A 12040-nucleotide genomic window follows, 5' to 3' on the forward strand; every position below is an offset into this window, starting at 1 on the left:
GCCTCGATGAACGAGATCGCGCACACCATGCCCAGCCACACGAAGGTGACGGCCACGGCCAGTGCCTGGGCGCCGGACATCACGCCGCCCCGACGCGAACGAGTTCGGGACCGAAGGTCTCGTAGTGGATGTTGTTCTCCGGCATTCCGCGTTCGAGCAGCTGGGTGCGGATGGAGCTGAGGAACTCGGCCGGTCCGCACAGCAGTGCATGCGAATCATCGTGTACCGCAACCCCTTCCAGTGACATGTAGCCGGTGCGGACCTGCTCCGAGGCGCCGGGGACGTAACCCTCCTCGTACCACTGGGTCAACTGCGCGTTCGGCAGTTGCCCGACGAGCGCTGCGAGTTGGCCGCGATGCGGCTGCGAAGCACGTGAGCGGTCCGCGTGCAGGACGGTGATGGGACGTGAATCCTGCTGGGCGGCAAGAGCTGTCAGTACTCCGATCGCGGGTGTGCAGCCGATGCCCGCCGAGGCGATGAGCAACGGGGTGCCGTCGTCGGGGACCACGAGATCGCCGAACGGGGTGCTCACGTGCAGGGTGTCGCCCTCGAAGACCTGCTCGTGCAGGAATCCCGACACCTCGCCGACGTTCTTGATGCTGATCTGCCAGTCCGGCCTGTCGGTGCCGCCGGTGAGCGAGTACTGACGAATCTGGTGGGCGCCGTCGGCGAGCGGGACCTGGACCGAGATGTACTGTCCGGCATGGAATGACGGAAGCGGCGAACCGTCGGCGCCGGCCAGGGTCAGGGAGATGGTGTCGGGGGACTGGTACTGCCGTCCGGTCACCACCACGTCACGCCACACATCGCCGGGCACCACGCCGGCCTGTTTGTACAGCTCGTTCTCCTCCTCGATCAGCGCGTCGGCCATCTGCCAGTACAGGGCGTCCCACGCCTCGGCGACCTCCGGGGTCACTGCCTCACCGAGGACCTCGACGATGGCCTCGAACAGGTACTTGTGGACGATCTGGTATTGGTCTCGGGTGATACCCAGCGATGTGTGCTTGTGGGCGATGCGGTCGAGGATGAACTGCTGCCGGGCGCGGTCGGGGACCAGCTGCAGCTGGGCGTAGGCGGCGATGGAACCGGCCAGGGCCTGCGGCTGTGCGCCGGTCTTCTGGTGCGTCCGGTTGAACAGATTGTCGAGTAGGTCCGGGTGCGCGGCGAACATGCGCCCGTAGAAGTTCGGCGTGATCTCGGGGATCGCGGCACCGACCGCGGGCAGAGTCGCCTCGATGGTCTTCAGGTGCGGTTCGGACAGCATTGCTACTCCATTCTGTGCCGGGGGCTTTCCGGCTGTTTCGATTCCCCAGGCGGGTGACCTGGGGGTGAGTCCGTTCGGGGTCTATCGGATGCCGGCGGCGTCTTCAGTACCGGATGCGGTTGTCCGCGTAGGTGTTCCGATGCTGAGCAGGGTGATCCGGGCGGATGAGGAAGCGAGTTCGTCGATCGTGTGCGCATCGAGTGAGTCATAGAAGGCCCGCTGTGCCTGGGCGAGTGCGCCACGTAGCTTGCAGTTGCCCCGCAGTGGGCACGGTTGCGGCCCATCGCAGTCGACCACCTCGCCGTCGCCTTCGAGTTTGCTTGCGAGCCAACCCACTTGAGCGGTGCGTCCCAGTTCCGTGACCGCTATCCCGCCGGACCGGCCGCGCCGGGAGTGGATGACGCCGAGCTCGCTGAGCCGGCTGACGACCTTGGCCACATGGGTGTAGGGCACCGCCAGCTCCGCAGCGAGATCCCGGGAGGTGAGCGTGGTGTCCGCCGGGGCGGTGACCAGGCGCATCACGACCCGAAGTCCGATGTCGGTGAACCGGGTGAGTTGCATAAGACCAGGTAACAGAATTGGTATCTGTGATGTCAATTTAAAAGTGATCGGGGTCACGGTGCGTCGATGCAAGAGAGGGCCAAGGTCCCGTGACCCGGGGTCCGAGGGCTCAGCTCAGGATGCGGTCACCGGCTCGCAGCAGTGCGCTCGGCAGCTGCTTCCCGATCAACCGCTGGGCGAGTGCCGCCGCCGAAATGGCTTGTTCCAGATCCACATCCACCGAGACGTCGCTGTCGCGGAGCATGTATACGAGGTCCTCGGTCGCGATGTTTCCGCTGGCACCGGGGGCGAACGGGCATCCACCGAGCCCGCCGACGGACGCGTCGAGCCGATTCACTCCCGCCAGCACGGCGGCATAGGCGCTCGCCAGGCCGGTGCCGCGGGTGTTGTGGAAGTGACAGCCGAGCGGCAGTGCGCCGATCGCCGGACGCACCTGATCCAGGAGCGCGGTCACCCGACCCGGCGTTGTGGTTCCGATCGTGTCGGCGATGGCGATGCGGTCGGCACCCGCGTTCACCGCGGCTTCGACGATGCGCATGACCCGATCCGGTGGTGTGGGTCCGTCGAACGGGCAGTCCCAGGCGGTCGCGATGATCACTTCGACAGTGGCGCCCGCGTCGTGGGTGATCGCCGCGATCTCGTCGATGGCGGCAGTGGCGGCGGCACTGTCTCGGCCGACATTTGCCTGGCTGTGCGAATCAGCCGCGGACACAACATATTCGATCGAGTTCAGACCTGCGTCGAGCGCCCTGCGAGCCCCATTGGGGCTGGCGACCAGGGCGGAGAAGGCGACTTCGGGGAAGCGTTTGAGTTCCCGGGCGATGTCGGGTGCGTCGGCGAGGGCGGGCACCTTGCTCGGGGAGACGAAGGCGGTCGCCTCGACCTCGGTGACGCCAGTGGCCACGATGGCTTCGAGGAGTTCGATCTTGGCGTCCGTCGAGATCGGGTCCTCGATCTGTAGCCCGTCGCGCATCGCGACTTCGCGGATGGTCACATGCGTGGCGGTCACAGGATTCCGTCCTCGGTCAATTGGTCCAGCCGTTCGGGGGTGTAGCCGAGCAGATCGCGGTACACCTCGTCGTTGTGCTGTCCCATCGCGGCCGGCCCGGCGTTGCGCACAGCGCCCGGCGATTCGGAGAGTTTCGGAATGATGCCGGGCCCCTTGACATTCCGGTTCGCTCGCTCATCCCAGTGGTCGATGATCATCTCCCTGGCCACCAGTTGCGGGTCGTTCACCACCTCGGCGACGGTGTTGATGGGCCCGGCGATCACGCCGGCGGCCGACAATGTGTCGACGAGATCGGTGGGGGAATGCTGCGCTGCCCACGCGCCGATGATCTCGTCGAGCCGGTCCTGATTGCGTCCCCTCGCGACGTGGTCGACGTAGTCGGGATCGTCGGCCAGTTCGGGCCGCCCCATCGCCCCACACAATCTGCGGAAGACCGTGTCCTGGTTGGCCGCGATGACGATCCAGCTGCCGTCGGAGGACTGGTAGATGTTCGACGGCGCGATACCGTCGAGCCGGGTTCCGGATGGTCCACGGACCACACCACCGACGTCGTAGTCGGGAATCGTGGACTCCTGCACCGCAAGACACGCCTCGATGAGTGCGGTGTCGACGACCTGGCCGCGGCCGGTGACCGTCCGGCGGTAGAGCGCGGCGAGCGCTCCCTGCGCGGCGAACATACCGGCCAGCGTATCGCCGAGGGAGATCGCGAGCCTTGGCGGCGGACCGCCGGGAAAGCCGTTCATGTGGCGCAGCCCGCTCGCCGCCTCGGCGACGGAGGCGTAACCGGGTTTCTGGGCGTCCGGCCCGGTCTGCCCGTAACCGGACACCCGGACCAGGATGAGACCCGGATTGGTCTCGGACAGAACGTCATAGCCCAGATCCCACTTCTCCAGGGTGCCGGGCCGGAAGTTCTCGACGACGATGTCGGCCTCCTTCGCCAGATCCAGAAAGATCTGGCGCCCTTGCGGTTTACGGAGGTTGAGGGTGATCGACTTCTTGTTGCGTGCGTGCACGGTCCACAGAAAGCGGTGCCCGTCGAGTTCGGCCTGCCCCCACGTGCGGATCGGGTCGGGCTGGCCCGGCGCCTCGATCTTGATGACGTCGGCGCCCATGTCGCCGAGAAGCCGCCCGGCGAAGGGGCCGGAGATCAGTGTGCCGATCTCGATCACGCGAATGCCGTCGAGTGCGCCCGTAGTCAATGTGTGCTCCGTCCGTGCTGGTGCGGAAATTGGTGGTTCGAACGCTACAACACCGGCGAGCGTCGTCGTTCCACGCGCGTGATCGGGCTGTGGCTGCAACACTATGGCGATGACGACGCAGGGTGGGTTCTTCGGGTGGACGAAGGTGGATCAGGGTGCGGTCATCGCGCCCGATCAACGGTTGAGTTGGCCGCGGACGGTCAGTATCGGGTTGCAGCACATCGTCGCGATGTTCGGTGCGACGTTCCTGGTTCCGGTGCTCACCGGGTTCTCGCCGGCGACGACGCTGTTTTTCAGCGGCATCGGCACCCTGCTGTTCCTGATCATCACCCGCAACCGGATGCCCAGTTACCTGGGATCGAGCTTCGCGATCATCGCGCCGGTGCTTGCCGCGACCGCGTCGGACGGTCCGGCGGCGGCGCTCGGCGGACTCGTCGTGGCGGGTGCGTTGCTCGCGATCATCGGTGTGATCGCGCACTTTGCGGGCATCAGCTGGATCGAGGCGCTGATGCCGCCGATCGTGACCGGTGCGATCGTCGCGCTGATCGGTTTCAACCTGGCGCCGGCGGCCAAGAACAACTACGAGCAGGGGGCGGTGACCGCAACCATCGTGCTGGTGCTGCTGGTGTTGTCGGTGGTGCTGTTCAAGGGTCTGCTCGGGCGGCTGGCGATCTTCCTGAGTGTGGTGCTCGGATACCTGATCGCCTGGTGGCGCGATGAGATCGACACCAGTGCCATCGGTGATGCCAAGTGGATCGGTCTTCCCGACTTCCAGGGGCCGAGCTTTCACCTGTCGGTACTGCCGATGTTCTTGCCGGTGGTGCTGGTGCTGGTCGTGGAGAATATCGGTCACGTCAAGTCGCTTACCGCGATGACCGGCATCAACTACGACCGCAGCGTCGGCCGGGCGCTGTTCGCCGACGGCGTGTCGACGATGCTGGCCGGCAGCGGCGGTGGTTCGGCCACCACTACTTATGCCGAGAACATCGGAGTCATGGCGGCCACCAAGGTGTACTCGACCGCCGCCTACTGGGTGGCCGGTATCGGCGCAATCCTGCTCGGCCTCTCGCCCAAGATCGGCGCGACCATCGCCGCGATCCCGCCCGGTGTACTCGGCGGCGTTACCACCGCGCTGTACGGCCTCGTCGGCATCCTCGGTATTCACATCTGGGTGAGCAACAAGGTCGATTTCTCCAAGCCGATCAACCAGTTCACCGCCGCCATCGCCCTCATCATCGGCATAGCCGACTACTCGTGGAAGATCGGCGACCTCCAGTTCGGCGGCATCGCCCTCGGCGCCATCGCCGCGCTCGCGATCTACCACTCGATGAAGTTCATCGGCGGCCTGCGCGGCACCGTCGAACCCGAGAGTCCGGCGAAGTCGGAGCCGGTGCTGTGAGCCCGCAGTGTGTCCGTGTCGCTCAAGGTGACCCTGATAGTGGAGGATTGCCTACCCTATTTGGCGATGCGTAACATTGTCCGGCGTGAAACTTGACAGGTCAGCGACCACAGCGGGTGGCTGTGCGGGAATCGTCCGGGCGGGCACGCGTGCCGCAGTTCTCTTCAGGTCGTCGACGTCGGTGCGGCCGTCATGGTGACGACGACGGCACCGGCTGACGACACCGCATCGCCGGCGACCCGGCGTCTGTTCGGCTGGTGGGTGGCAGCCATCACCGCGATCGCCGCCGTGGCGGTGGGCCGCGGAATCGGCACGTCGTTGTGGGGCGACGAGACCATCACCGCAAGCACTGTGTCGCGGAGCTTCACCGACACCGTCGCGGTCCTCGGAAACGCCGACGGCGGGTTCGCCGGATACTCGCTGTTCATGAACCGGTGGGTCGCGCTGGGCGGCACCTCCGAGTTCTGGCTGCGATTGCCGTCGCTGCTGGCCGTTCTCGGGACGATCGTGCTGGCAGCGGTCCTCGGACGGTGGCTTGCCGGGCCCGTCGCCGGGATCGTGGCGGCGGTGCTTCTCGCCCTGCACCTCCAGTTGACCAGCAACTACGCGCTCGAAGCCCGCCCGTACGCCCTTACGGTTCTTGCGGTGACAGCCGTCGCTGCGCTTCTGTACCGGTCGAGTTCACGTGGCTTCACCACGAGGACCCTTGTCGCGATCGGGGTTCTGGTGGCCGTGGCGATCAGCCTGCACACTCTCTCGGTGGTCGCTGTCGCCGCCATGGTGCTGTGGCTGATATCGGCGACGAAGGCGACCACCTGGAATCGTTCGCTGGCCGTCACGGCATCGGTGATGGTGGTGATCGATGCGGCGGTTCTGCTCGTGATGGTATCTCTTGCCGCGCGCTTCACAGATCTGCAGATGTGGCTGACACAACCGACGATCGGCGAGGTATTCGTGTATTCGCGGATGGTCGCAGGAGTGCCGGCGTTGGGATTTCTACTGGCCAGCGTAGGTGTGTTCGCCGCTGCGGGCGCCCGCAGGTGGACTGCGTTGCGAGTGGGCAGCACGGACCTGTGGACACTCGTGCTGTGGGCTGTGGGTCCGCTCGTGGTGCTGACTGTCGGCGGCTGGCTGTACAAGCCGATGTTGACGCTGAGATACGTTCTGTCCTCGGCGGTGGCGTGGGCGCTGCTCGCGGGTGTGGCCGTTGCGGTGGCGTGGGAACTGATCGCTGGCCGCAAGGTCGGCCGGATCGTGTTCGCGTGCGGGTTGGCCGCTATCGCGGTCGTGGCCGGCAGTCTGAGTCCGGTCGCAAAGATCGAGGATCCTCGGGGAGCGGCGGAGTGGATAGCGCACGACTATCAGCCGGGGGATGCGATCATCTACTCGCCGAGCTGGTGTGAACCGGCAGTCCGCTGGTATCTGAGTGAGTCGCCGGACTCGGCCGTGCTTCCCGACGGAGGCCCGGTCAACCTCGCCGCCGGGGAAAAGTCGGCACGCGATGCCGATTCGTTCTGGACGCCCTCAAGGCCCGATCTCGTCGGCCTTGTGAAATCCTCGGGCATCGACGGGGAGTTCGAGCGGCTTGTCGCCGGTCGCGCTCGGATCTGGCTGGTTTCGATCCCCGCCAGAGAGGACGAAGGCTGGGACCCGATCCCCGAGGTGGGTGTCCCACTCGGCCGCGCGCTGAGCAGTAGCTGGACGGACGCCCGGAGTAAGGACTTCGGCGCCATGAAGGTCACCCTCTACACCCGGCCGTCGCGCTGACCGTCACCGGACGGGTCGAGTGGGCACCTGCGCGAACCGGAGCTGATCACGATTGACGCAGGTTATGCAATTAGATAATTTGGACTGGTGGATGGGGTCAAGCCGGTTGAGTGGCGCGGAGACAGTAGCGATGTCATCCGTTCTCTGAGTGAGGACCTGCGCGATGATCTCGGGTACATGCTGCACCAGGTGCAAACGGACCGGACACCGTCGGACTTCCGGCCGATGCCCACCGTCGGTGCCGGCGTGTATGAGTTGCGTGCGAGCGATAGTGACGGCATCGCGCGCTTGATGTACATCGCCAAGTTCGCCGAGGCTGTGTACGTGCTGCACGTTTTCCAGAAGAAGACGCAGAAGACACCGCAGAAGGACATCGACAAGGCGGCCAAACGCCTACGAGATTTGATGAGGGAACGCAATGGCTAAGAGTGTGTGGCACGACCTGTACCCGGATGATCCGGGCAAGGTCGCGCAGATGGAAACCCGCGCCAATCTGATGATGGCGATCGGTGACCGCATCCGCGAACAGGGATGGAACGGCCGCGAAACCGCCCAGCGGCTCGGGATCACCGCCCCGCAGGCATCGGACCTGATGAACGGGAAGGTGTCGAAGTTCAGCGTCGACGCGTTGGTGAGATTCCTTGAGCCGCTGGGCCTGGCGATCCATGTGGACCGCATACCAGCTTGAGGGCTGTGCGGCGATTGCCGACCAGTCGGAGGCGGGAAAGACCGTGATCCATCACTTTTGAGGACTATTCGAGTACGTGATGGTCCAGGCCGTCCCGAACGGCGGCGTAACACCTGGCAAATAGTGCCCCCAGCAGGACTCGAACCTGCGACCTAGGGATTAGAAGGCCCTTGCTCTATCCACCTGAGCTATGGAGGCGCGTGCCTCACGTCACGTGCGACGTAGGGCGACAACCGGACAGAGTATAGCCGGACCTACAGTGGTCGCATGAACCGCGCGTCGTCGACAGCCCCGACCACGCCCGGCCGGGACGAGATGCGCGACGAGCGCGGTGTCGTGGCCGGGCTGTGCTGGATGGTCGGGTGGGTGGCCGCGATCGTCGCGGTGGTGGTCACGTCCGCGAGTGCGGCGTCGGCGATCAAGCTGGCCGGCGTTCCCGATCCGGGCTGGATCACCACGTACGGCTTGCCGGTGGTGGGCGGCGTGGGTCAGCTCAGCGCCGCGATCGCGCTGGGGTCGGCGGTGCTCGCGGCGTTCTTCGTACCCGCGCAGGCCGACGGGATCTTCGACATCGGTGGCTACCGGGCGATGCGGATCAGCGCTGTGGCCTCGCTCGTCTGGGGTGTGTGTGCGCTGCTCGGTGTGCCGTTGGCCATCTCAGATGTGAGTGGTGAGACTTTCGCCGAGTCGATCAAACCGGCCAACCTGACCCACGCCTACGGCCAGGTCGCGGGTGCGCAGACGTGGCTGTGGACGGCGATCTTCGCGCTGCTGGCAGCGGTATTGGCCCGCGTCGTGTGGCGGTGGGGCTGGTCCGTCGGCGTCATCGTGCTCGTGACGCTGAGCCTGATGCCGCCGGCGCTGGCCGGGCATTCCTCGTCCGGCGGTGGCCACGACCTGGCCACCAACAGCCTGATCCTGCACATCGTGGCCGCTGCGGTGTGGGCCGGTGGCCTGTTCGCCGTCCTCGCCTATGCGCTGGCGCGGGGCCGGTGGCGGATGCTCGCGGTCCGCAGATTCTCGCGGGTCGCGTTCTGGTGCGTACTGGTCGTCGGGGCCTCCGGCGTGATCAACGCGGTGACGCGGGTGCCGATCGGCGACCTGCTCGACACCACCTACGGGCGGCTGATCCTATGGAAGGTCGCGGCGTTCGCCGTCCTCGGAGCGCTCGGTGCCTGGCATCGGCGCAGGACGATCGCCGAACTCGAGACAAGCGCCGACGACGAGCCCGACGCGCCGTGGTGGAAGTCGTTGTTCGTCCGGTTCGGCGTGGTCGAACTCGTGGTGTTCGCAGCCACCTTCGGCCTGGCCGCCGGGTTGTCACGAACACCGCCGCCGGTCGACACCGCCTCCATCAGCCCGGTGGAACTCAAGATCGGCTACCCGATCACCGAACCGCCGAGCTTTGCGCGACTCATGCTCGACTGGCGTTTCGACCTGATCTTCGGCACCCTCGCGATCATCCTGGCCGTGGTGTACCTGCGCGGAGTGGTGCGGTTGCGCCGCCGCGGCGACGAGTGGCCGATCGGCCGGACCATCGCCTGGGTGCTGGGCTGTGTCCTGCTCCTGCTGGCTACCTCGTCGGGGCTGGGCCGCTACTCGCCGGCGATGTTCAGCATCCACATGATCTCGCACATGATGATGTCGATGATGGTGCCGGTACTGCTGGTCTTGGGCGGGCCGGTCACCCTGGCGTTGCGGGCATTGGCACCCGCAGGCAAGGACAATCCGGCTGGACCACGGGAATGGATTCTCACCGGTATTCACAGTCCGTGGGGTCGGATCGCCACACATCCGGCCGTCGCCGCGGTGGTCTTTGTCGGCAGCTTCTACGTCCTCTATCTGGGTGGCCTGTTCGAGACCGTCATCGACTACCATGCGGCGCATCTGCTGATGAACCTGCATTTCCTGGTCAGCGGGTACGTCTTCTACTGGCTGGCCATCGGCATCGACCCCGCCCCGCGGCAGGTGAGTCCGGTGGCCAAACTGGGCATCGTATGGGGATCGCTGCCGTTCCACGCGTTCTTCGGGGTGGCGCTGATGATGACCAGTTCGGTGATCGCCGAACAGTACTACCGCAGCCTGCTGCTGCCGTGGCGCTACGACCTCTACGACGACCAGCGCGTCGGTGGCGGCATCGCGTGGGCGGCGGGCGAGATCCCGCTCGTGGTGATCATGCTGGCGTTGCTGGTGCAGTGGCAGCGTAGCGACGAACGCGCCGCGCGCCGCTACGACCGGCAGGCAGACCGTGATCACGACGCCGACCTCGAGGACTACAACGAGATGCTCAAGTCGCTGGGCGGTCGCCGAAGGTAGCGGTCGGTTCGGGGTGTTGGTGGTGCCGCCACCCCGGGTCGCGGTGTTGGCGACTAGACTGGTCGGAGTTTTGCGGCGCGGCGTGCCCGTACTGGTGTGACACGCCGGAGTCGTCGCCAAAAGTGTTGCTAGAGAGGCTGATACGTGGCTGAGAAGTTCATTTACACCATGAAGCGGGTGCGAAAGGCGCACGGCGACAAGGTCATCCTCGATGACGTCACCATGTCGTTCTACCCGGGAGCCAAGATCGGCGTCGTCGGTCCCAACGGCGCCGGCAAGTCATCGATCCTCAAGATCATGGCCGGAATCGATCAGCCGTCCAACGGTGAGGCCTTCCTCGATCCCGAATCCACCGTCGGCATCCTGCTGCAGGAACCGCCCCTCAACGAGGAGAAGACGGTCAAGGAGAACGTCGAGGAGGGCATGGGCGAGATCAAGGTCAAGCTCGACCGCTTCAACGAGGTCGCCGAGCTGATGGCCACCGACTACTCCGACGAACTCATGGAGGAGATGGGCAAACTCCAGGAGGATCTCGACAACGCCGACGCCTGGGACCTCGATTCCCAGCTCGAACAGGCGATGGACGCCCTGCGCTGCCCGCCCGCGGACTCACCCGTCACCCACCTGTCAGGTGGTGAACGCCGCCGCGTCGCGCTGTGCAAACTCCTGCTGAGCAAACCCGACCTGCTGCTGCTCGACGAGCCGACCAACCACCTCGACGCCGAGTCCGTGCTGTGGCTCGAACAGTTCCTCGCGAGCTACCCCGGTGCGGTGCTGGCCGTCACCCACGACCGGTACTTCCTCGATCACGTCGCCGAGTGGATCTGTGAGGTCGACCGCGGCAAGCTGATCCCGTATCAGGGCAACTACTCCACCTACCTGGAGAAGAAGGCCGAACGCCTCGAAGTGCAGGGCAAGAAGGACCAGAAGCTGCAGAAGCGGCTCAAGGAAGAACTCGCCTGGGTGCGTTCGGGAGCCAAGGCCCGCCAGACCAAGAACAAGGCCCGTCTGCAGCGGTACGAGGAGATGGCGGCCGAGGCGGAGAAGACGCGCAAGCTCGACTTCGAGGAGATCCAGATCCCCACCCCGCCGCGTCTGGGCGACGTGGTGGTGGAGACGAGCCACCTCGACAAGGGTTTCGACGGCCGCGTACTCATCAAGGATCTGTCGTTCACGTTGCCGCGCAACGGCATTGTCGGCGTGATCGGTCCCAACGGCGTCGGCAAGACCACGCTGTTCAAGACGATCGTCGGCCTCGAGGAGCCCGACTCGGGCAACGTGAAGGTGGGCGAGACGGTCAAGCTCAGCTACGTCGATCAGAGCCGGGCCAACATCGATCCCAAGAAGACGGTGTGGGAGGTCGTCTCCGACGGCCTGGACTACATCGAGGTCGGCCAGAACGAGATGCCCTCGCGCGCCTATGTGAGTGCCTTCGGCTTCAAGGGCCCTGATCAGCAGAAGCGTTCCGAGGTGCTCTCCGGTGGTGAACGCAACCGGCTCAACCTGGCTCTCACCCTCAAAGAGGGCGGCAATCTGATCCTGCTCGACGAACCGACCAACGACCTCGACGTCGAGACCCTCGGATCGCTGGAGAACGCGCTGGAGACGTTCCCCGGCTGCGCCGTAGTGATCTCCCACGACCGCTGGTTCCTCGATCGCACCTGCACCCACATCCTGGCCTGGGAAGGCAATGTGGAAGAGGGACAATGGTTCTGGTTCGAGGGCAACTTCGAGGCGTATGAGGCCAACAAGGTCGAGCGGCTCGGCGCCGACGCGGCCCGGCCGCACCGGGTGACCCACCGCAAACTGACCCGCGACTGACGTCGCTTTTCGGGGC

10 protein-coding genes and 1 tRNA gene are annotated in these 12040 nt (G+C 65.6%); 6 read left to right on the forward strand and 5 right to left on the reverse strand.

All coding sequences use genetic code 11. From position 1 onward, the window contains the following. Positions 1 to 79 precede the first annotated feature (79 nt). From Q0627_RS00665 to Q0627_RS00680, 4 genes are all read right to left on the reverse strand, one after another. The gene (locus Q0627_RS00665) at positions 80 to 1264 is read right to left on the reverse strand and encodes a globin domain-containing protein (protein ID WP_291020499.1); all 1185 of its coding nucleotides are present in this window, start codon (positions 1262 to 1264) and stop codon (positions 80 to 82) included. An 81-nt stretch (positions 1265 to 1345) separates the two neighbouring features. Continuing rightward, a complete protein-coding gene (locus Q0627_RS00670) occupies positions 1346 to 1825 on the reverse strand; it encodes an Rrf2 family transcriptional regulator (RefSeq protein WP_291020501.1) in 480 nt (159 codons plus the stop codon). 109 nt (positions 1826 to 1934) lie between these two features. Beyond that, complete coding sequence (locus Q0627_RS00675; protein WP_291020503.1) at positions 1935 to 2834, reverse strand: hydroxymethylglutaryl-CoA lyase; 900 nt, start codon at positions 2832 to 2834, stop codon at positions 1935 to 1937. Continuing rightward, positions 2831 to 4033, reverse strand: coding sequence for a CaiB/BaiF CoA-transferase family protein (locus Q0627_RS00680; protein ID WP_291020505.1), 1203 nt, complete (start codon positions 4031 to 4033; stop codon positions 2831 to 2833). Before Q0627_RS00680 ends, Q0627_RS00675 begins: the two co-directional genes overlap by 4 nt. A 109-nt stretch (positions 4034 to 4142) precedes the next feature. On the opposite strand from Q0627_RS00680, the gene Q0627_RS00685 reads away from it, so the two are divergent. The 4 genes from Q0627_RS00685 (at position 4143) to Q0627_RS00700 (ending at position 7887) form a co-directional block, all read left to right on the forward strand. Next, complete coding sequence (locus Q0627_RS00685; RefSeq protein WP_291020507.1) at positions 4143 to 5432, forward strand: uracil-xanthine permease family protein; 1290 nt, start codon at positions 4143 to 4145, stop codon at positions 5430 to 5432. Positions 5433 to 5624: 192 nt separating this feature from the next. Next, positions 5625 to 7199: a glycosyltransferase family 39 protein gene (locus Q0627_RS00690; protein ID WP_291020509.1), complete on the forward strand. Its 1575-nt coding sequence runs from the start codon at positions 5625 to 5627 to the stop codon at positions 7197 to 7199. A gap of 87 nt (positions 7200 to 7286) precedes the next feature. Further along, a complete protein-coding gene (locus Q0627_RS00695) occupies positions 7287 to 7625 on the forward strand; it encodes a type II toxin-antitoxin system RelE/ParE family toxin (protein ID WP_291020510.1) in 339 nt (112 codons plus the stop codon). Continuing rightward, positions 7618 to 7887: a helix-turn-helix domain-containing protein gene (locus Q0627_RS00700; protein ID WP_291020512.1), complete on the forward strand. Its 270-nt coding sequence runs from the start codon at positions 7618 to 7620 to the stop codon at positions 7885 to 7887. The genes Q0627_RS00695 and Q0627_RS00700 overlap by 8 nt, the downstream gene beginning before the upstream one ends. A 124-nt stretch (positions 7888 to 8011) precedes the next feature. Here Q0627_RS00700 and Q0627_RS00705 read toward each other — a convergent pair. After that, positions 8012 to 8085: transfer RNA gene (locus Q0627_RS00705), tRNA-Arg, on the reverse strand. A 69-nt stretch (positions 8086 to 8154) separates the two neighbouring features. Here Q0627_RS00705 and Q0627_RS00710 point away from each other — a divergent pair. Both Q0627_RS00710 and ettA read left to right on the forward strand, forming a co-directional pair. Continuing rightward, the gene (locus tag Q0627_RS00710; protein ID WP_291020514.1) at positions 8155 to 10203 is read left to right on the forward strand and encodes a cytochrome c oxidase assembly protein; all 2049 of its coding nucleotides are present in this window, start codon (positions 8155 to 8157) and stop codon (positions 10201 to 10203) included. A gap of 144 nt (positions 10204 to 10347) precedes the next feature. After that, positions 10348 to 12024 carry an energy-dependent translational throttle protein EttA gene (gene ettA, locus Q0627_RS00715; protein ID WP_291020516.1) on the forward strand — a complete coding sequence of 559 codons (1677 nt, stop codon included), beginning with the start codon at positions 10348 to 10350 and terminating at the stop codon, positions 12022 to 12024. The last annotated feature ends 16 nt before the right edge of the window (positions 12025 to 12040 follow it).

It is taken from the genome of uncultured Gordonia sp. (assembly GCF_937858515.1).
In the GTDB taxonomy this organism is placed as follows: domain Bacteria; phylum Actinomycetota; class Actinomycetes; order Mycobacteriales; family Mycobacteriaceae; genus Gordonia.